The sequence below is a fragment of the Pseudoduganella lutea genome (genome assembly GCF_004209755.1).
GTDB classification, from domain to species: domain Bacteria; phylum Pseudomonadota; class Gammaproteobacteria; order Burkholderiales; family Burkholderiaceae_D; genus Rugamonas; species Rugamonas lutea.
In genome coordinates, this window is the sequence record NZ_CP035913.1 from 3,051,976 (window position 1) to 3,071,450 (window position 19,475).

The 19,475-nt window shown below is 62.5% G+C and carries 20 protein-coding genes; 6 read left to right on the plus strand and 14 right to left on the minus strand.

What is annotated here, in order from left to right; all coding sequences use genetic code 11:
- Positions 1 to 186 precede the first annotated feature (186 nt).
- Together EWM63_RS12845 and EWM63_RS12850 are read left to right on the plus strand one after the other, a co-directional pair.
- A complete protein-coding gene (locus tag EWM63_RS12845) occupies positions 187 to 642 on the plus strand; it encodes an Lrp/AsnC ligand binding domain-containing protein (protein ID WP_130186877.1) in 456 nt (151 codons plus the stop codon).
- A gap of 39 nt (positions 643 to 681) precedes the next feature.
- The gene (locus EWM63_RS12850; protein ID WP_130186878.1) at positions 682 to 2,223 is read left to right on the plus strand and encodes a methyl-accepting chemotaxis protein; all 1,542 of its coding nucleotides are present in this window, start codon (positions 682 to 684) and stop codon (positions 2,221 to 2,223) included.
- 61 nt (positions 2,224 to 2,284) lie between these two features.
- On the opposite strand, the gene EWM63_RS12855 is transcribed toward EWM63_RS12850, so the two are convergent.
- Entirely contained in the window at positions 2,285 to 3,253 is a 969-nt protein-coding gene (locus EWM63_RS12855) for a LysR family transcriptional regulator (RefSeq protein WP_130186879.1), read from the minus strand.
- A 108-nt stretch (positions 3,254 to 3,361) separates the two neighbouring features.
- Between EWM63_RS12855 and EWM63_RS12860 the strand changes: the two genes are divergently transcribed.
- On the plus strand, positions 3,362 to 3,649 hold the full coding sequence (locus EWM63_RS12860; RefSeq protein ID WP_130186880.1) for a hypothetical protein: 288 nt from the start codon (positions 3,362 to 3,364) through the stop codon (positions 3,647 to 3,649).
- Between the two features lie 135 nt (positions 3,650 to 3,784).
- Here EWM63_RS12860 and EWM63_RS12865 read toward each other — a convergent pair whose 3' ends face one another.
- From EWM63_RS12865 to EWM63_RS12890, 6 genes are all read right to left on the minus strand, one after another.
- On the minus strand, positions 3,785 to 4,378 hold the full coding sequence (locus tag EWM63_RS12865; protein ID WP_130186881.1) for a chalcone isomerase family protein: 594 nt from the start codon (positions 4,376 to 4,378) through the stop codon (positions 3,785 to 3,787).
- 107 nt (positions 4,379 to 4,485) lie between these two features.
- The gene (locus tag EWM63_RS12870; RefSeq protein WP_130186882.1) at positions 4,486 to 4,743 is read right to left on the minus strand and encodes a YfhL family 4Fe-4S dicluster ferredoxin; all 258 of its coding nucleotides are present in this window, start codon (positions 4,741 to 4,743) and stop codon (positions 4,486 to 4,488) included.
- Between the two features lie 10 nt (positions 4,744 to 4,753).
- On the minus strand, positions 4,754 to 5,245 hold the full coding sequence (gene coaD, locus EWM63_RS12875; RefSeq protein WP_130186883.1) for a pantetheine-phosphate adenylyltransferase: 492 nt from the start codon (positions 5,243 to 5,245) through the stop codon (positions 4,754 to 4,756).
- Between the two features lie 92 nt (positions 5,246 to 5,337).
- Positions 5,338 to 5,970 carry a 16S rRNA (guanine(966)-N(2))-methyltransferase RsmD gene (rsmD, locus tag EWM63_RS12880; protein ID WP_130186884.1) on the minus strand — a complete coding sequence of 211 codons (633 nt, stop codon included), beginning with the start codon at positions 5,968 to 5,970 and terminating at the stop codon, positions 5,338 to 5,340.
- A gap of 307 nt (positions 5,971 to 6,277) precedes the next feature.
- Positions 6,278 to 6,970: an NUDIX hydrolase gene (locus tag EWM63_RS12885; protein WP_207221279.1), complete on the minus strand. Its 693-nt coding sequence runs from the start codon at positions 6,968 to 6,970 to the stop codon at positions 6,278 to 6,280.
- A 113-nt stretch (positions 6,971 to 7,083) separates the two neighbouring features.
- Complete coding sequence (locus EWM63_RS12890; protein ID WP_130186885.1) at positions 7,084 to 7,956, minus strand: DUF6279 family lipoprotein; 873 nt, start codon at positions 7,954 to 7,956, stop codon at positions 7,084 to 7,086.
- A gap of 40 nt (positions 7,957 to 7,996) precedes the next feature.
- On the opposite strand from EWM63_RS12890, the gene glmU reads away from it, so the two are divergent.
- Positions 7,997 to 9,373, plus strand: coding sequence for a bifunctional UDP-N-acetylglucosamine diphosphorylase/glucosamine-1-phosphate N-acetyltransferase GlmU (gene glmU, locus EWM63_RS12895; protein ID WP_130186886.1), 1,377 nt, complete (start codon positions 7,997 to 7,999; stop codon positions 9,371 to 9,373).
- Here the strand turns inward: glmU and EWM63_RS12900 are convergent.
- Both EWM63_RS12900 and EWM63_RS12905 read right to left on the minus strand, forming a co-directional pair.
- Positions 9,357 to 9,959 carry an acyl carrier protein phosphodiesterase gene (locus EWM63_RS12900; protein WP_130186887.1) on the minus strand — a complete coding sequence of 201 codons (603 nt, stop codon included), beginning with the start codon at positions 9,957 to 9,959 and terminating at the stop codon, positions 9,357 to 9,359. The two genes, glmU and EWM63_RS12900, sit on opposite strands and share 17 nt — an antisense overlap.
- 683 nt (positions 9,960 to 10,642) lie before the next feature.
- Entirely contained in the window at positions 10,643 to 11,107 is a 465-nt protein-coding gene (locus tag EWM63_RS12905) for an Lrp/AsnC family transcriptional regulator (protein WP_130186888.1), read from the minus strand.
- 225 nt (positions 11,108 to 11,332) lie between these two features.
- Here EWM63_RS12905 and glmS point away from each other — a divergent pair, with 225 nt between their 5' ends.
- The gene (gene glmS, locus EWM63_RS12910; RefSeq protein ID WP_130186889.1) at positions 11,333 to 13,162 is read left to right on the plus strand and encodes a glutamine--fructose-6-phosphate transaminase (isomerizing); all 1,830 of its coding nucleotides are present in this window, start codon (positions 11,333 to 11,335) and stop codon (positions 13,160 to 13,162) included.
- Positions 13,163 to 13,399: 237 nt separating this feature from the next.
- On the opposite strand, the gene EWM63_RS12915 is transcribed toward glmS, so the two are convergent.
- The 4 genes from EWM63_RS12915 to EWM63_RS12930 all read right to left on the minus strand — a co-directional run bounded on the left by EWM63_RS12915 (position 13,400) and on the right by EWM63_RS12930 (position 15,288).
- The gene (locus EWM63_RS12915; protein WP_130186890.1) at positions 13,400 to 13,858 is read right to left on the minus strand and encodes a hypothetical protein; all 459 of its coding nucleotides are present in this window, start codon (positions 13,856 to 13,858) and stop codon (positions 13,400 to 13,402) included.
- 39 nt (positions 13,859 to 13,897) lie between these two features.
- Positions 13,898 to 14,449 carry a hypothetical protein gene (locus EWM63_RS12920; protein ID WP_130186891.1) on the minus strand — a complete coding sequence of 184 codons (552 nt, stop codon included), beginning with the start codon at positions 14,447 to 14,449 and terminating at the stop codon, positions 13,898 to 13,900.
- Between the two features lie 11 nt (positions 14,450 to 14,460).
- The gene (locus EWM63_RS12925; protein WP_130186892.1) at positions 14,461 to 14,832 is read right to left on the minus strand and encodes a VOC family protein; all 372 of its coding nucleotides are present in this window, start codon (positions 14,830 to 14,832) and stop codon (positions 14,461 to 14,463) included.
- A gap of 180 nt (positions 14,833 to 15,012) precedes the next feature.
- Positions 15,013 to 15,288 (minus strand): hypothetical protein, encoded by a 276-nt coding sequence (locus EWM63_RS12930; RefSeq protein ID WP_130186893.1) that lies wholly within the window; start codon positions 15,286 to 15,288, stop codon positions 15,013 to 15,015.
- Between the two features lie 435 nt (positions 15,289 to 15,723).
- On the opposite strand from EWM63_RS12930, the gene EWM63_RS12935 reads away from it, so the two are divergent.
- Positions 15,724 to 17,100 carry a S41 family peptidase gene (locus tag EWM63_RS12935; RefSeq protein ID WP_130186894.1) on the plus strand — a complete coding sequence of 459 codons (1,377 nt, stop codon included), beginning with the start codon at positions 15,724 to 15,726 and terminating at the stop codon, positions 17,098 to 17,100.
- A gap of 116 nt (positions 17,101 to 17,216) precedes the next feature.
- Here EWM63_RS12935 and EWM63_RS12940 read toward each other — a convergent pair whose 3' ends face one another.
- Positions 17,217 to 19,472, minus strand: a complete 2,256-nt coding sequence (locus EWM63_RS12940) for a PhoX family protein (RefSeq protein WP_130186895.1) — start codon at positions 19,470 to 19,472, stop codon at positions 17,217 to 17,219.
- Positions 19,473 to 19,475: the final 3 nt, after the last annotated feature.

Consider the following 19,475-nt stretch of genomic DNA (forward strand, 5'->3'; position numbering starts at 1 on the left):
CACGCCCGGCAAACGAGGTCTGCGGAGCGTGTTCGGGCGGCGCTGGGGCCGGGCTGGGTGGCTGTTGCCAATGATTCGATTGTATGCGGGATTCTTCTGGATTAATTCTGGTAATGCTGGGGGCTAGCCATACAACATTTTTGGTGAGAGAATTTAACCAAATAAAATTTAAGGTGGAGATGCCCGATGCTGGACAAGATCAGTAAAAAAATCCTGATGGAGCTGCAAAGCGATGGCCGCATCAGCAACGTGGAGCTGGCGGCACGGGTCAACCTGTCGCCCGCGGCATGCCTGGAGCGGGTGCGCAAGCTGCACGATTCAGGCTATATCCTGGGCTACACCGCCCAGCTGAATCCGCAATTGCTGGACGTTTCCCTGCTGGTCTTCATCGAAGTGGTGCTGGACCGCACGACCCCGGAAGTCTTCGATGCGTTCAAGCATAGTGTACAACTGATTCCCGAGGTGCTCGAGTGCCATATGGTGGCCGGCGGCTTCGATTACCTGGTGAAGGCGCGCGTGAAGGACATGGCAGCCTATCGGGAATTCCTTGGGAAAACATTGTTGCAAAAAGGTGTGCGTGAAACCCATACTTATGCGGTAATGGAAGAAGTCAAGAACACCAGCAAGTTGCCCATCAAATGAGCACGGTCCGTCTTCCGGCACTGTGCCGGAGGAGACGGAATGCAGCGTACAGCACTACGACAGGCGGCATGGACGGCGGGCGCCGTGGCGGCGGGAACGCTGCCGGCATGGCTCGCATTCGGTAACGCGGCCCTGTGGCCCGCCCTGCTGGCTTCGCTGATCGCCGCCCTCGTTCCCTTGCTGGCACGCTTCACCGGGCGAAGCGGCGATGACGGTCCGCGCCGCTTCGCCGCCACGGTCGGCAACGAGATCGACGCCATCATGATCGGCGCTGCCGAAACGTCGTATTTCGTCGATTCCATCAAGAAGAAAATCGGCGACGACGTGGAAACGTCCGGCAGCATCGCCACCGCCACCCAGCAGAACACCACGACCACCGGGCAGATCGCCGCCAACGCGGAACGGGCCGCCCTGGTGGCGCACCGCGTGCGCGAAGAAACACAGGCCGGCCGCGCGGAGGCGGACGACGGCCTGTCGCGCATTGCCGGCGCCAGCACGGCGGCGCGGACAGCGGCGGATACGATGGTCGCGCTGCGCGGCAAGGCCAGCCGCATTGCCGGATTCACGGACGCGATTTCCGAAATCTCGTCGCGCACGAACCTGCTGGCGCTGAACGCCGCGATCGAAGCGGCGCGTGCCGGCGAACAGGGCCGCGGCTTTGCCGTCGTGGCCGGCGAGGTGCGCCAGCTGGCCCAGCGCACGAAAAGCGCCACCGACGAGATCAGCCAGATGGTCCGCGAAATCAACGACGAGGCGGAAAAAGCCAGCAGCGGCATGACATCGCTGGCCGATGCCGTCACCCGTGCCGCCAGCAATGTGCGCACCGTGCACGGCCTGCTGGCCAATATCGAGCAATCGTCCGGTACCGCGGAACAGGAAATCGATGCAATCGCCCGCGCCTCGCGCGAACAGGTGGCCACGGCGCAAGTGATCGCCGATGCGATCGCGCGGATCCGCGACAGCATGCTGTCCACCGATCGCGACCTGCCGCGGGTGGCCGCGTCCGCGCTGGCGCTGGCAGACCGCGCCGAAATCATCGCCGGCGCACTGGCGGACGCGGACGTCCCCACGTCGCACGACGCCGTGCGCGCCGCCGCCCAGCATGCCGCCAGCGAAGTGGGCCGCCTGTTCGAGGCGGCGATCGCCGGTGGCCAGATCACGCGCGAAGCCCTGTTCGACCGCCGCTACCAGCCGATCCCCGGCACCAACCCACCCAAGTACACCACGCGTTTTGATGCCTTCACGGACCGCGTGCTGCCACCGCTGCAGGAAGGCCTGCTGGCGGCCATGCCGCAGCTGGCATATGCCGGCGCCGTCGACGATGGCGGCTATTTCCCGACACACAACAAGAAATATTCGCAGCCGCTGACGGGCGATTACGATGTCGACATCGTCAACAACCGGACCAAACGGATTTTCACGGACCGCACCGGCAAGCGCTGCGGCAGCAATACGCGGCCGTTCCTGCTGCAGACGTACAAGCGTGACACGGGAGAAGTGATGCATGACCTGTCCGCCCCGATCTATGTGCATGGCAAGCACTGGGGCGGGTTCCGGATCGGCTACAAATCGGCAGGGTGATCGGCGGCGGGGCACCGACGTTGCCTGGAAACAGGGGACGTACCCCTGTTTTGAGGAAAGATCAGTGCGTATCGGCTTTGGGCAGCGTGCCCGGCGCAAGGCGCTGTGCCACCTGCTGCATGCTTTCCAGTTGCGCGCGCAGCCATTTGTGGGCGGGGCTGCGGGCATCGCGTTCGTGCCACAGCATGTCCAGGTGGACGGCGGGCAAGGTAAACGGCAATTCCTTGTACACCAGCGCGTCGGTCATGCCGGTCGAGGCGATCAGGTGCTTCGGCAGCACGGTGATCAGGTCCGAGTTCGCCACCACGCGACCCGCCGTGAAGAACTGGTTCACCGTCAGCAGGATGCGGCGCTCGCGCTGCAGCTGGGCCAGCGCTTCGTCGACCAGGCCATGCGCCCGGCCGGAGAAACTCACCAGCAAGTGGTTCGCCTCGCAATAGTTGTCCAGCGTCAGCTCTTCTTTCGCCAGCGGGTGGTTACGCCGCATTACGCACACATAGATGCCCGAATACAGCCGCTCGTGGCGGATCGGCGATGCCGTTTCATAGGACAGCTGCGCCGCCACGCCCGGGAAGAAACCGACCGCCAGGTCGATGTCGCCACGCAGCAGCATCGGCCGTGGTTCGCGGGTCGTCAGCGGCACCATGCGCACGTTGATGCCGGGTGCCTCCGCCTCGATCGAGCGCATCAGCGAAGGCAGGAAGAAGGCGGCGGTCGCATCGGCCATCGCCAGGCGGAACGTCGCATGGGCTTTCGACACGTCGAACGAGCCCGGCGCCACCGCCGCTTCCAGCGAGGCGAGCGCACTGCGCACCGATGGCCACAGCGCCTCCGCACGGGGTGTCGGCTTCACGCCATAGGCCGTGCGGATCAGCAGTTCGTCTCCCAGGCTTTCGCGCAGGCGCTTGATGGCGTTCGAAACGGCCGGTTGCGTCATCGCCAGGTGGCCGGCGGCGCGGGTAAGGTTTTGCTCCGTCATCACGGCATCGAAAACACGCAGCAGGTTCAAATCGAGTGTCAGGAAGCTCATGATTCAGTCATTCAGAAGAGTGATGATTTATATTGGGAAACGAAATTGGAATGATATGTTGCGCTGCACTATAGTTACGGTAGATTCTATACGTAAACCGAGAAAAATATGTTCAATTTCGTTTCCGCAACCCAATTCTTGCCGCTGAGTGTAAGTGACGCGCTGCAAGTGCTGCTGGCCTGCGCGCTGGTCGTGGGGTTCCTGGTGCTGTTCAAGCCGATGCTGCGCGGCCTGGCGCTGGCTGCCGTGCTGGTGGTGAAACCGAAACTGACGAAGGAACAACGCCTGCAACGCCGCCAGATGCGCGATACCGCCATGCTCAAGCGCATGATGAACTCGGGGAAAGCGTCGCCCAGCGAGGCGGCGGAATTGCAGGCGCTGGCATCGCGAGCATAATGTTGCCGGAAAAATGGGGACGTACCCCATTTTTCGGGAAATGTTGTCGTCGAAACAGGGCAAACCCTATTTCAAGAATATTGCTGAAAACCCGGGACAGTCCCGGGTTTTTGTTTTACAGCACCCGTTCAAGCCTCATCCACCCAGCAGTTTCGTTTTCAGATCCTTGTCGGCAGGATCGTTACCGATCCAGATGCGAAGGATCGCGTTGTAGAACGCCAGGTCCGGCACTGTTTCGCCGATCTTCCTGCCATTGAGCGTGCACACGGTGCCGGTGCCGGGAACCCAGTCCACCAGCAATACGTCGCCCTTCTTCAGGCCGGGGATGGCAGCGAACATTTCACCGAACGTCTTGGTCTGCGACAGCAGGCGCGCGCGTTCGGCGGCGTCTGTGTTCGCGTTCAGGCCCTTCATGAAGGCATCGCCGAAGTCTTGCGACGTCAGGTCGCGCAGGCTGACGATCTGGATGCGGCGCGCACCCTGCGCGGCCAGGATGTCGGGCACCGACGTTTTCTTTTCCGGCAGGTACAGGCCCAGCGCATACACCTTGAAGATGACCTTCGTGCGCAGGCCGGCGCCATTGAGCTTCAATGCCTGGCCCTGGACGGTGGCCGTATCGTCGAACTTCACGCCGGCCACTTCGGTGGCGGCGAACGACAGCGCGGGCAATGCGGCGGCAAGCAGCAGCGCGCAGGTGCCGTGGATGACTAATCTGCGGGAACGATTCATGGTGTCTCCGAATGGGTATGGGGAAGTGCCGAAGCACTATACCACCGCCCCGCCCGGCTCACGCACGATCATGCTTTTTTGTTACAGGTGACGTGAACCCCGGCCGTTCAGGCGGCCTTGGCCGCTTCCAGGCGCTCGTATTTCGCGCGCAGCTGGTCTTCCGACTCGCGCCATTCCGGGTTGAAGGGAATGCACGCCACCGGGCACACCTGCTGGCACTGCGGTTCCGAAAAGTGGCCCACGCATTCGGTGCACTTGTCGGGATCGATTTCGTAAATTTCCGGACCCATGTAGATCGCTTCGTTCGGGCACTCGGGCTCGCAAACGTCGCAATTGATGCAGTCGTCAGTGATCATCAAAGCCATGATAAAACCTCTATGCGGCCTCGTTCGCCGCGATTTTCTTGCGCAGCCAGCGGTCGACGGACGGGAACACGAACTTCGACACGTCGCCGCCCAGCTGGGCAATCTCGCGCACGATGGTGCCCGAGATGAATTGATACTGGTCCGATGGCGTGAGGAACAGCGTCTCGACATCGGGCAGCAGGTAGCGGTTCATGCCCGCCATCTGGAATTCGTATTCGAAGTCGGACACCGCGCGCAGGCCGCGCACGATCACGCGGGCATCGTGCTGGCGCACGAAATCCTTCAGCAGGCCGGAAAAGCTCTCGACCTTCACATTCGGGTAATGGCCCAGCACTTCGTTGGCGATTTCCAGGCGCTCTTCGACGGTAAAGAACGGGTGCTTGTTCTTGCTGTCGGCCACGCCGACCACGAGCGTGTCGAACAGGCCCGATGCACGGCGCACCAGGTCTTCGTGACCACGGGTCAGCGGATCGAACGTCCCGGGATAAACGGCTACAACCATTGCGTTCCTCGTTTTTTGCACGAATCAGACGCGCATTATGCCTGAAACGCGGGCGGCCTTCACCGCCGGGGGCCGCCGCGGCCGCCGTGGACTTACCCGGCCCGGCGCTGCAACAGGTGGAAGTGGACCATGCCGGCCTTGTCCTGGCGCACCACTTCCCAGTGTTCCAGCCAATCCGGAGCATCGCCGTCCTCGGACACCAGGGGCAAGCCGGATTCGGCATAGACCAGCCCGCCATCGGCCACGAGCTTGTCGCACAGCGGCAACGCGCGGGACAGGAAATCCTCCTGGTACGGCGGGTCGAGGAAGATCACGTCGAAGCGCTGCCCCCGCTGCGCCAGCGATTGCGCCAGCGCCAGCGCATCGGCACGCTGCACGACGACATTGGTGGCGTTCAGCTTTTCCTGGATCGCCTGCAACTGGCGCACGATGGCCGCGTTCGCGTCCACCATCGTCACCTGCTGTGCCCCGCGGCTGGCCGCCTCGAAGCCCAGCGCCCCGCTGCCGGCGAACAGGTCCAACACACGCACGTTGCCCCAGTCGCCCTTCAGGTGGTTGAGCCAGTTGAACACCGTCTCGCGCACCCGGTCCGGCGTGGGCCGCAACCCCAGCGCCTCGAGTACCGGCAACGGCGTGCGCTTCCAGTCCCCGCCAATGATGCGCACCTGCTTGGCGTGCTGCGGACCGTGAACGGGAACTTTGGCGGCGGGCTTTTTCTTTTGCATGGCGATGTGGCGCGGAAATGAGGCGGGCACTATATCACGCCGCCAAAACCCGGGACGGACCCCTGTTTCCAGGAAATGTTGCTCAAATTCGGGGACAGTCCCCAAATTTAAGCAACAGTTTGTGTTCCGTTTACCCAACGTTTAATAAGTGGCAGTGTTGTAATACAACGGATTGTTAACCAATCACCTGTCTCTCAAGCGATCTAAGAATACGTGGCTACTCTCACAGTAGGCTAAGTGTTAAATGTTGCCAAAAAACGGGGACTGTCCCCGAATTTTGGTAACAGTTGACATCTCGATTGCGTCTTTAATCGCACAGTGTGGGGAGATCGGGGTTGTCCGCGAAGCCGAACAAGGTTTCCAGCTGCGACAGCGTGACGCGGTCGGTGGAGAGATCCAGCGTGGCTAGCTCGTGGCGCGACACCCATCGCACTTCGGACGTCTCGGCCGTGTCCGCCAGCAGCGCGCCGCCGGTCGGGCGGCACAGCACGAATGCCTTGTACACGTACCATGCTTGCGGTGGATGCGGGTGGACGCGCTTGTCCCACAGCGCCAGCAGCCGCACCGCTTCGGTGTCCAGCCCCGTTTCCTCGCGCACTTCCTTCACCGCCACTTCAAACGGCGTGCAGCCGACGTCCGCCCAGCCGCCCGGCAGCGACCAGCGCCCGCCATCGTGCTTTTCACGCGCCATCAGCACCTTGTCGGTGCCGTCGAACAGCACGGCGCGGATGTCGACCTTCGGCGTTGGGTAGCCACGCTCGAGCGCGACCGCATCCTGCAACTGCGGCACCGGCTGGCCGGTCAGGTGGCTCAGCATCTGCTGGCTCAGCGCCAGCACTTCCTGATAGCGCTCGGCGTCGAACACGTGCGGGTCGTAGGCAAGGCCGGCTTGCGCCAACGCCTGCAGGCGCTGCGCGATCCCCATCCACATGCGGCCAGCATCGGTCGACGGGTGATCGGGGGCGCCGGCAATGGCAGGTGACAAGGCGTTGGCGTTCATGGCGGGTCCGATAAGATGAAAAGGCAAGCCTACCATCTCCGATGCCAACGCTTGCGGCAAGGTGCGATGGCCAAGCGGGCCATCGAGTAAGTCGCCGGGATGGACAGGACGGCTTATTTCGTTTCCGCCGCCAGCGTATTGAAGTCGTTGATCCAGCCCTGCATGCGCTTGTGCGCGTGGGCCTTCTGTTCCGGCGTGGCGATGCCGATCACGGTGTGCACCAGGCCGATCGAGGCATTGGTGTTCGCTTCGTAGAATGCCTTGCGCTCGGAATTATCGAGACGGGCAAAGCTTTCCCGGATCAGGGCCTGGATCTGCGCCGTGGCCTGCTCGCGGCTTGGCTTTTCCTGCATGATCCGCCGCGCCAATGCCAGTACGTTGCGCTGGCGGCGCATCCGTTCATCGAGCCAGATCGCGTTATCGAGTGGCCGCGCATCCGATGCCTTGCGGATGATCTCTTTCTGTTCGCGCGAAAAACCGCCGAACCACAGGTCGAACTGCTCCATCGATTTCTTGTAGCGGAATTCGTTCTGGTCCTCGCGGTCGCCCTTCATGTTCTCGCGGCGGAACTTGTCGTTATTCTTGGCGAACTTCTTTTCCATCTGCGTGAGCTGCTCGGGCTTCAGCGACAGCGCGATATCGGCGATGTCCGGTGCCGCTTTCAGCAGCAGCGCCTGGGTGCGGGCACGGATATCGTCGTAATCGGCGCGCAGGTCGGCCGGCGTGGGATTGCCGCGCAGCTGCTGCTGCGCGCGCTGCAGCACGTGGACGTAATCCTGCAACTGGGTCTTGCGGTGCCAGCGGAACAGCTTGTCGATATCCTTCTTGACCTCGCCGCTCTGTTCGTCGTCGAAGTCGACATAGTTGTCCAGCCACCAGTACAGCAGCGTGTCGCCATTGTTATAGGCCAGCTTCAATGAGCTGCATGCCGTGACCAGCGCCAGCAAGGCAACCAGGAACCAGGTACGGAAAGATGATGTCTGCATGTTAAACTTTTGCATATTATTAACTAGACGAATTCGCCTTATGAACGTTGTCATCCTCGCTGCCGGCATGGGCAAACGCATGCAATCCGTCTTGCCCAAAGTGCTGCATCCGCTGGCAGGCAAGGCATTGTTGTCGCACGTGATCGATACGGCGCGCACCCTTGCTCCGGCCAAATTATGTGTGATTTACGGGCATGGAGGCGCCACGGTGCTGTCCGCTCTCGAAGCGCAGAAGGCGCGCGGCGGCGTGGAAATCTCCGCGGCGCTGCAGGAACCGCAACTGGGCACCGGCCACGCCGTGATGCAGGCGCTGCCCGTGCTGGACGAATCGGCACCCACGCTGGTGCTGTATGGCGACGTGCCACTGACCAGTGCCGCCTCGCTGCAGCGCCTCGTCGACGCGGCGGGCCAGGACAAGCTGGGCATCCTCACCGTGGTGCAGGACGATCCGTTCGGCCTGGGCCGCATCGTTCGCGAGAACGACCGCATCGTGCGCATCGTCGAAGAAAAGGATGCAACGGCGGAAGAACGCGCGATCAAGGAAATCAACTCCGGCATCATGTGCATCCCCACCGGCCACCTGAAGAAATGGCTCGCGTCGCTGGAAAACAAGAACGCGCAAGGCGAGTACTACCTGACGGACATCGTGGCCCGCGCCGTGGCCGACGGCGTGGATGTGGTGTCCGCGCACCCCGCGGCCGAATGGGAAGTGCTGGGCGTGAACAGCAAGGTGCAACTGGCGCAGCTCGAACGCATCCACCAGAACAACCTGGCCCAGGCGCTGCTGGAACGGGGCGTGACGGTGATGGACCCGGCCCGCATCGACATCCGCGGTGAACTGGTGTGCGGCCGCGACGTGACGATCGACGTCGGTTGCGTCTTCGAAGGCAAGGTCACGCTGGCCGATGGCGTGACGGTCGGCGCCCACAGCGTGATCGTCAACGCGGCGATCGAAGCGGGCGCGCAGATCAAGCCGTTCTGCCACATCGAGGAAGCCACCGTCGGCCCGAAATCGGTCATCGGCCCTTATGCGCGGCTGCGCCCGGGCACCACGCTGGGCGAGGATGTCCACGTGGGCAACTTCGTCGAGATCAAGAACAGCCAGGTGGCCGCGCACAGCAAGGCCAACCACCTGGCCTACGTGGGCGATACGGACGTGGGCTCGCGCGTGAACATCGGCGCCGGTGTCATCACCTGCAACTACGATGGCGCCAACAAGTTCCGCACCACGATCGAGGATGACGCGTTCATCGGCAGCGACAGCCAGCTGGTGGCACCGGTGACGGTGGGCGCGGGCGCCACGATCGGCGCCGGCACCACGCTGACGAAAAACGCACCGGCCGGCAAGCTGACGATTTCGCGTCCGAAGCAGCTGACGATCGACGGCTGGCAGCGCCCCGTCAAGACGAAGAAGTAAGCAGCTGCGCCCTGCGCTCTTCCGCGAACCGCACCAGGTCGGGGAAGAAGCGCTCGAACCCTTCGGCGATGGCGTCGCGGTGCCGCACCAGGTCCTGCACGCCATCGCGCAGCAACTCCCCGTTGCGGCTCAGGCGGCGCGATACCCGCGCGATCGTCTCTTCCACCCCCTCGAACGTCGCATAGCCCCCCAGCCAGTCCTGGCGTACCAGGTAGGGCAGCATCTCGCGCAGCCGCGGCGGCAGCATCGGCTCGTGCGCCGCCAGCGCGCGGTAGAAGCGGGCAATCAGGGCTTCGCGCGGCTCGTCGCACCAGCGCTGCCAGTGGCGGCTCAATTCGTGGTCGTAGAACACATCCAGCACGATGCCGGCGTAACGGCGCCGCCCTTCGCCAAACAATTCCTTCGATGCCAGCACGGCCGGATGGCTGTCCGTATAGCTGTCGACATGGCGGTGAAGCAGGATGTCGCGCGCGATAACGGCCGGATAGCCGGCGATATCGTTCGCCTTGACGAAGTCGCCCAGCATCGCGCCGACCATCGCCGCGTCGTCGTGCCGGGCCAGGTACACGTGGGCCAGGTAATTCATGCGCCATTCTACCCAGCGTCCGAAAGGCCTGCTGTGGACAAGCGTGTGCACAAGCCCCGGCATAACCGGTGGGCAGCCGGTGCGTAATGCCAGGCATGGGCTGGAATCGTCCTGCAATGCAGTACCGATGGCCGATTGGGGATAACGTTGTGGGAAAGCGCGTGCAGAACGCCGGGATAAGCCGTGCATAGCCCTGTATGGCGTAAAAATGCCACTTTTCGGCGGCGATATTGCGTTGGATAACTTTGTGGAAAAGCGGCGGTACAACATGTTGATAGTCAGTGCCGCGGCATGTTTCGTTCCCGCTTCGCCTGCCTTTTCGGCAGTGTGGCGGTTTGCTTCCCGTTTGCCGTGCTATTCACCTGCGGCGGGGTGTGCGGCTGCCTGCGGCAACCGACGAAGCGCCAGTGAATAACTACCCCATTTACACACAGGGCGAATTGGCGCATGGCCAAATGCTCATCCGCCGTGCGCGGTATACAGGCATCTTCTTGCGCTGCGGCTGGCCGCTGTCCTTCACCATCGTGCTGCTGTGGGCAACTTTGTGGAAAAGCATGTGGCCAATCCGGTATAAGGCACGGATAAGCTGGAGATAAGCCGGCTTTTGTCGGTGGAAAACTGTTGGGATAACTACACGTAAAGCCAGTGCATAGCCTGTGGATTGGTGTGGATAACCCGACAATTCAGACGGCGATGCGCGTCTCGAACTTGCTGCGGAACGTGGAGAAATACGCCTTCACGTTGCGCACATTCGCATGGCTCGTGAACAGGCGGTGCGCCAGTGCGTGGTAAGCCGGCATGTCCTCGACCAGCACCACCAGCACGAAGTCCGGCCCCGGCGAAACGCGGTAGCACTGCAATACGGTACCTTCCTGGGCCACCAGCGATTCGAATTGCGCCATCCTGTCCGCCGCCTGCACGTCGAGGGTGATCTCGACGATGGCGGTAAGCCGTGCTCCTACCTTGTCCGGCGCCACGATCGCCACCTGCCGCTCGATAACGCCGGCATCACGCAAGGCCTTGACGCGCCGCAGGCACGTGGGGGCGGACACATGCACCTGCTGCGCCAGTTCGGCATTGGTGATGGCCGCGTCTTCCTGCAGCACGGTGAGAATCCGGCGGTCCAGCTCGTCCAGTGCGATGTCCATGTTGTGTTCCTTATTTATTACCTTGAGCGTCCCGGATGATCTGATCAACTTGATATCACGCAAGAGTGGATGAAATTTTATAAGAAATACGCAAGATATTCGTTATAAAATTTCTTAACGATGAATCCATGAAATATTGTTTCACATTCAGTGTAATTAAGTAAGCATATTTCCATAGCTCTGATCTACGATGTCCGTCTATTAACACTAACTGTAGAGGTCACCATGTGCGGCATCGTCGGCGCGGTAGCGCAACGTAACATCACCCCGATCCTGATCGAAGGCCTGAAGCGCCTGGAATACCGCGGTTACGATTCGTGCGGCGTGGCACTGCACACGAATGGCAGCCTGCAGCGTTCGCGCAGCACGTCGCGCGTAGCGGAACTGGAAAAGCAGATGCAGGAAGTGGGTCTGCAAGGCTTCACCGGCATTGCCCACACCCGCTGGGCCACGCACGGCGCGCCGGCTTCGCACAATGCGCACCCGCACTTCTCGCCCAATTCCGACAATGCCCGCATCGCCCTGGTCCACAACGGCATCATCGAAAACCACGACGAGCTGCGCGATGAACTGACCAAGCTGGGCTACGTGTTCCAGAGCCAGACCGATACCGAAGTGATCGCCCACCTGGTCGACCACCTGTACACGGGCGACCTGTTCGAGACCGTCCAGCAAGCCGTCAAGCGCCTGCATGGCGCCTACGCGATCGCCGTGTTCTCCCGTGAAGAACCGCACCGCGTGGTGGCCGCACGCCAGGGCTCGCCGCTGATCGTCGGCCTGGGCAATGGTGAAAACTTTGTTGCGTCCGATGCGATGGCACTGGCCGGCACGACCGACCAGATCATCTACCTGGAAGAAGGCGACGTGGTCGACCTGCAACTGGGCCGCGCCTGGATCGTCGACGTCGACGGCAAGCAGGTCGAGCGCGAAGTGAAAACCGTGCACGCGCACACCGGTGCCGCCGAGCTGGGCCCATACCGCCACTACATGCAGAAGGAAATCTTCGAGCAGCCGCGCGTCGTTGGCGACACGCTGGAAGGCGTGATCGGCATCACGCCCGAGCTGTTCGGCGATGAAGCCTTCAAGGTGTTCAAGGAAATCGACCGCGTGCTGATCCTGGCCTGCGGCACCAGCTACTACTCGGGCATGACCGCCAAGTACTGGATCGAATCCATCGCCAAGGTGCCGGTCAGCGTGGAAATCGCCAGCGAATACCGCTACCGCGACAGCGTGCCGAACCCGTCCACGCTGGTGGTGACGATCTCCCAGTCCGGCGAAACGGCCGACACGATCGCGGCGCTGAAGCACGCCCGCTCGCTGGGCATGGAAAACACGCTGACGATCTGCAACGTGGCCACCAGCGCCATGGTCCGCGAATGCAAGCTGGCCTACATCACCCGCGCCGGCGTGGAAGTGGGCGTCGCATCGACGAAAGCCTTCACCACGCAGCTGTCCGCCCTGTTCCTGCTGACGCTGGCGCTGGCCCAGGTCAACGGCCGCCTGACGGACGAAGAAGAAGCGCAGCACCTGAAGGACATGCGCCACCTGCCATCGGCCATCTCCGCCGTGCTGGCACTGGAGCCGCAGATCATCGCCTGGGCCGAAGACTTCGCCCGCAAGGAAAACGCGCTGTTCCTGGGCCGCGGCATGCACTACCCGATCGCCCTGGAAGGCGCGCTGAAGCTAAAGGAAATCTCGTACATCCACGCCGAAGCCTACCCGGCCGGTGAACTGAAGCACGGCCCGCTGGCGCTGGTGACGGAAGAAATGCCGGTCGTCACGATCGCCCCGAACGATGCGCTGATCGAAAAGCTGAAATCGAACATGCAGGAAGTGCGCGCCCGCGGCGGCCAGCTGTACGTGTTTGCCGACGTCGACTCGCGCATCACCTCCGGCGAAGGCGTGCACGTGATCCGCATGCCGGAACACTATGGCTGCCTGTCGCCGATCCTGCACGTGGTGTCGCTGCAGCTGCTGGCGTATCACACGGCGCTGGCACGCGGTACGGACGTGGACAAGCCGCGAAATCTGGCGAAGTCGGTGACGGTGGAGTAAGTGGTCGGCCGTATTCGTGCGGCCAGCCAGAGAGATCGTAGCAAGGTCGAAAACTGGCAACAAACAAAGGGCGGCTCAGGCCGCCCTTTGTTTTTCAACTGATGCAAATCAGCTCAGGCAGCAAGTCAGACAATGAAATTCTGGCTGTCTTTGCCTGTCCCGCCGTGCGAGGTGGCGTCGCCGAGGCGGATTAGAGGCCTGTCCATTATCGGTATCCTTTCGCGAGCTTCGCACAGCTCATTTCGCTGCGACCAACTTCATGCACGACAGCGCCGCGGCCTTCTTTTTCCCATCCGGCAGCGCTTTCAGAGCGTCATCGAACTGCCGTCGCAGCGGCGCCTTCTTCGGTAAGGAAGTGAAGACACCCAGTGTCGTGCTGAATTCCGGATCGAAGTACATCGAACAGGACGACTCAACGTCCACCACCGCGGCGCAACTTGCAATCTCGGCAAGGTTGGCCATGGCTTTCGGTTCCACTGTTATCTTGCCGGAACGGGTGTCGACATCGATCCATTTCGGTCCCAATGCAGCCGCCAGACGGTTTTCCAACGCGCGGTCGATTGCCTTCGCATTGGCGTTGGATAGCCCTGCTGGAGTAGCGTCGCAAGTGAGGACGGTTGCCTCGCCGGTATGCGCTTGCGAGAGGCTCGCGCTCGTGAACATCAGGGTAAACAAGGCGATTGGCAATGTGTTCATTGATTACTCTTAAATCAGATTCCAGTGAGTTCGAAGCCATCACGGTTTCGCACTCCTGAAGTAGAAGCCTTCCAGAGTCTGTTCGCCAACCACGCGTTCGACCTTGTCATCAAGCGTCGCATCGACCGCGGACTGCACGGTTTTACTGACGTTCTTGCGATTGCGGTTCGAGCCGACCAGTGCGCCATCCGGGGTGTAAACATCGAACCACTCACAGCTCGGGCAATTACCACCGTTGACCATGCGCGCCACTACGAACTGCTGCTTCGCTGCCGTGTCCACGCACATCAGATTGCCAAATTTTTCTTCGACTGCCGGATAGTCGAATGCCGGGTTGGCAGTATTTGGCGTAAAGACCCGGGCATTGAGCTTCTTGCCGTCGCTCTTGCTGAAAAAACTCAGGCTTTGGGCGCTGCAGGCAAGCATGCGGCCCATAGCCGGGAAGCAATCGGCTTCCAGCACCACCGTGCGGTCGTGGCAAACCAGTCGTGCTGACTTGTGCTGCAAGGGTGCGGCAGCGCCAGCTTGGCCTGCGAACATCACCGCGGACAAGGTGGCGAACAGGATCTTGATAGTGTGCATGATGGTCATGTCGCGCGCGCTCAGCCGCGCGCTGCCTCGATCAATTCAACGCGGTTGCCAAACGGGTCTTCGATGCCCGCGCGGCGCCGGCCATAGGCGCCTTCTTCCGGCCGCACGTCCACGCCGCGTTCGCGCAGCAGCGCGCAATAGGCTTCGAAGTCCTCGACGATGAAGGCCGGATGCGCCTTCTTCGCTGCCACGAAATCCACCTGCGACCCGATGTGCAACTGGCCGGCGCCAGTCACGAACCACATGCCGCCGGAGGCGTTGAGCGGTGCCGGTTTGGGCGTCTCCACCAAGCCCAGCACGCCGCCATAGAAGGCGCGCGCCGTGTCGTCCGCACCGGGCGGGATGGCGACCTGGACATGGTCGATACCGGAGATATGGGGCATGGCGATCCTTTGCGTTCTCGAAACAAGACACGCCATTATCGCCTGTCACGGCACGCGCCGTTCCCGTCCGAGTGAACAGTCATGGCCGGCGCTCTCCTCTCGCGACCTGTAACCCTCACCGCCCATCCGGCCCCAGCTTTGCCACCAGCAGTACAAGCACTACTGCCGTGGCGCCTCGTGTTAGCGATCCTTATCCAGACCTGTCTCAGTAACCGTTTCGAATACGTCCCGCACGGCGGCCACCACGGCTTCGGCCAATGTGCCATCCGCCAAGGGAGGGTACGCCTTCACGAGCTTGTTGGACACCTTCCAGCCGTTCTCGCGGATTGACCGTATGATTTGGTCGATGTCGGCATTGGGGCCTTCCAGGCTGTTCTTGACGCCTTCCCTGGCCCGCTCCATGTCGCGCAGATAGCCCGCCTCTTTGCTCATCTCCACTTCGATGGTGAGTCGCACGACATCGCCAATGTATTCGGTCTGGTTTGTCAGGTCGGGGTAGCGCCAGCTTCAGGCCTCGCAGAGGCACTGTAAGTCTCCTCCCGAGTCGGTTTGATCACCGTTCGGCGCGATGTGCCGACTTTGCTTTCGACAGCAAACGGCTGCACGGGCTTTATGCCAAGGTGTTCGGCTACCCACTTAAAACCGATGTAATCCGTCATTTTTTGAATAAACTGCCGATTTTTTAGATAAAAAAGAGTGTCTCACAAAAAAAACAGATAAAAAATTGCCTGATTGTATTTAGTCTGGTCATGGCTCCCTCTCACAAATCGAGCATCTCCAAACCTGCTCATGCCGTAACACCCCGTACCACTCCTTTACGCCAACTTACCTCCCTTGACGGCACTTGCCACGCCCCCGCCGCAGAATCGGTGCATCAAGAAGGAGCAAACCATGAAGCGCTGGATATCGAGTGCAGTACTGAGCGCGTGCGCGGCAACCCTGCCCTGCCACGCCGACGAATCGCTGACACTGCCCAAGGAAGAATTCGAGCAGATGCTGGGCAGCTACCAGCTCGTGTTGAAGGATTACGTCGGCACGGCCGACAGCAAGAAACTGCTGACCGAGGCGATTCGCGGCATGCTGTCGTCGCTGGATCCGCATTCGCGCTACCTCGACAAGGATGACCTGGAAGACCTGGAGCGTATCCATTCGGGCGCGTATGTCGGCATCGGCGTTGGCGTGGAAATGCTCAATGGCCAGGTGCTGGTCCGTGACGTCGCTGAAAACGGCCCGGCGGACAAGGCGGGCATCCGGGCCGGCGACTCGATCGTGGCGATCGATGGCGCGCCGCTGTTCGGGCTGCGCGACAACCAGATCGCCCGCCGCATGCATGGCGAGCCGGGAACGAGCGTGGAGGTCACGCTGGCCAAGCGTGGCAACACGCCGCTCAGGACCCTCAGCATCCCTCGCATCACGATGCATGAAAACACCGTCACCGTGCAGCGCCTGGAAGGCAATATCGCGCGCATCCGCATCACCGAGTTCGGTGGCGGCACGGCGGCCGAACTGGTGGCGGCACTGCGTCAGCTGGACGGGCCGCGTCGCGTGGAAGGCATCGTGCTGGACCTGCGCAATAACCCGGGTGGGCTGCTGCCAGCGGCCGTCGCGGTAGCCGGTGCTTTCCTGCCGCAAGGTGCCGTCGTGTTTTCATCGACGGGCCGTCTGCCGGAGAGCAACAGCAAGGTTACCGTGTCGCCCAGGTTCTTCGGCACCCCGGATACCAAGGTGGCGTATGACCAGTTGCCGGCGTTTGCCCAGACGGTCCCGCTGGCCGTGCTGGTCAACGGCTCGTCGGCATCGGCGGCGGAATTGCTGGCCGGGGCCATCCAGGATCATGGTCGCGGCAAGATCGTTGGCGCGCGTACCTATGGCAAGGGCTCCATCCAGGCGGTGTTCCCCCTGTCCGACGAATCGGCCATCAAGCTGACCATCGCGCGCTACTTCACGCCGAACGGGCGCGAGGTGCAGGCGCAAGGCATCGAGCCGGACGTGGAAGTCGCCCAGGCAGAGCACAAGGACGGCGACGACAACCTGCTGTTCCGCGAAGCTGACATGGCGAACCACCTGCCCGCCAGCTCGGTCTCAGCGGACGCGGAGACCAGGGCATCGGAGCGCCCCGTCGCCGAAGACAGCAAGGTATTCGGCTCGGCCAGCGACCGCGCACTGCAGGCGGCGCTGGCGCAGCTGCATCCGGCCGCGCCGAGTGGCCAGGCACTGGGTTCGGTCTGGCGCGGCATCTCCGCCCTCTTCCGTACCAACGACAGTTGAGCGTAAGAGGCCGGGACCGCGTCGTCCCGGCCCACCGCCGTTTTCGCCGCGGTTAACGAAGCTCCATGAAAAAAGCCGGCATGCGCCGGCTTTCAACGAACTACGCCCGAAGGCGATCAGGTACCGATCCGCCCGCCGTCGTTCTTCGTGATGACGATGGTCGCCGAACGCGGGCGCTTGCCCGGGCCGTAGCCGGCGTTGCTCGGCCATTGGCTCGTGTACTTCGTCGGGTCGGCGATATTGGCCAGCGACGTGCTTTCGCCCGGGTGCTGGATGTTGACGAACAGCGCCTTGCCGTCCGGCGTTTCCGTGATGCCCGTGATTTCCGAGCCCACGGGGCCGACGAGGAAGCGCTTCAGCGTGTCGGCGCTGGCCTTCTTGCCCACGAAGGTGTCCACGGCCAGCTTGCTGCCGTCGGCCTTGTCGTACGTGAGCGTGGTCTTGGCACCGTCGCCCACCTGGCCCGGCAGGGCGGCCAGCATCATGCAGTTCGTCACGTCGGTGTACGCGCCATCGTCCGTCTGGATCCAGCAGATGCCGGTGCTTTTCAGGAAGGCCAGACCGTCGGGGCTGGAGAAGTCCTGGTCGGCGGTCAGCGCGGACAGGTTGATCTTCGTGGCATCCGCGCCGCTCTCGGCGCCGAACAGGTACACGTCCCACGTGAAGCTCGTTGCCGCGCCCGCGCCCGAACCTTCCTTGAAGCGGATGATGTGGCCGTTCGGGTTGCCGTTCTGCGCGCTCGTGCCCTTCATGTCGGTGTAGGCGCGCGGGTTGGCCGCATCCGGCGCCAGCTGCGACGAGCTGCTCGGGTTGACGGTGCGGTTCGAATTGTTCGTCAGCGTGTAGTAGATCTCGCCGTTGGCCGGGTTCACCGAGCACCATTCCGGGCGGTCCATCTTCGTCGCGCCCACGGCATCGGCGGCCAGGCGCGCGTTGACCACCACGTCCGCCAGGTCGGCGAACTTGTAGGCAGCATAGGCGGCGATCTGCGGATTGTTCATCGACAGTTCGATCCACTGGCCGGTGCCGTCCGAAGCCAGCTTGGCGACATACAGCTTGCCCGAATCGAGGTACTTGTCGCCAATGGCCATGCGGTCGGCCGGGGTGGCGTCGGCGGCATTCCAGGCAGCGGCGGACACGAACTTGTAGATGTATTCGTTGCGCGAATCGTCGCCCATGTACACGGCCAGCGGCTGGCCCGCGGTGGCGATCCCGAAGGCGGCGCTCTCATGGGCGAAGCGGCCCAGGGCGCTGCGCTTCTTGGCCAGCTTCGTCTTGTCGTAGGCGTCCACTTCGATGATGTAGCCCTGGCCATTCATCTCGTTGCGATAGTCGTCGGTGCCGTCCGCCGACGCGCCCTTCTTGCTGATGTCCCAGCGCACGTACTTGTCGTCCTTGCCACCCGTTTCCCAGCCGTGGCGCGACGTGGCGCCCTGGTTGCGGCCATAGCGGCGCAGCGACGTCACGCTCTTGTCGTTGCCGCGTGCGGCATCGTCGGTGGCCGAGCGCGCGAAGTAGCCGGACCAGTTTTCTTCGCCCGACAGGTAGGTGCCCCACGGCGTGCGGCCATTGCCGCAGTTGTTCAGGGTGCCGCGCGTGCGGGTGCCGTTCGGCGAATGCTTGGTGAACAGCAGCGAGTTGCCGCGTGCCGGGCCGCCGATTTCCACATCGGTCAGCGGCGTGATGCGGTAGTTGAACGTGGAATCGTTGACCGAGGCCCACGTGGTGCCGGTCTTCTTCACTTCGACCACGCTGATGCCGTGGACGGCGACTTCCTTGTCCACTTCGGCGGCCGGGCGCGGCAGGCTGGTGGTGCCGCCGTTGGCGTGCAGGAAGTGCGACGACAGCTTTTCATCGGTGGTCGCTTCGTGGTTCATGGCGAGCAGGCCGCGGTCCGACGCGGTGGTCGATGGCGTGCCGGTGGCTGACAGCGCGAAGAACTCCATGCCGTCGTGGTGGTCGCCGGCGCGGTTCTCGAAATCGGTGTCGGTGCCGTCGTTCTTGTAGGCAGGCGTACCCGCGCGCAGCGGATCGCCCAGCGCATACAGCACGGTCGCGGTGTAACCGGCCGGCACGAGCACGGAGTCCGCCAGGCTCTTCGGCACGGCCGTGAAGGCCAGCAGTTTTTCCGCCGACGCGGGTGGCGTGGTGGTGCCAGGTGGCACGGTCGTGACGGGATCGTCGTCCGAACCACCGCAACCGGCCAGGCCCAGGCCGCCCAGCACCGCGGTCGCCGCCGTGGCAAACCCGCCGCGCAGCATGTTGCGGCGGCTCAGGCGTGCGGAAAGCACGGCATTGAAATGATTCGAATCGCTGGTGTCGATGGCGTCCGCCTCGGTGGGCATCAGCTTCAAGTCGTTCGGCTTGTTCATTGT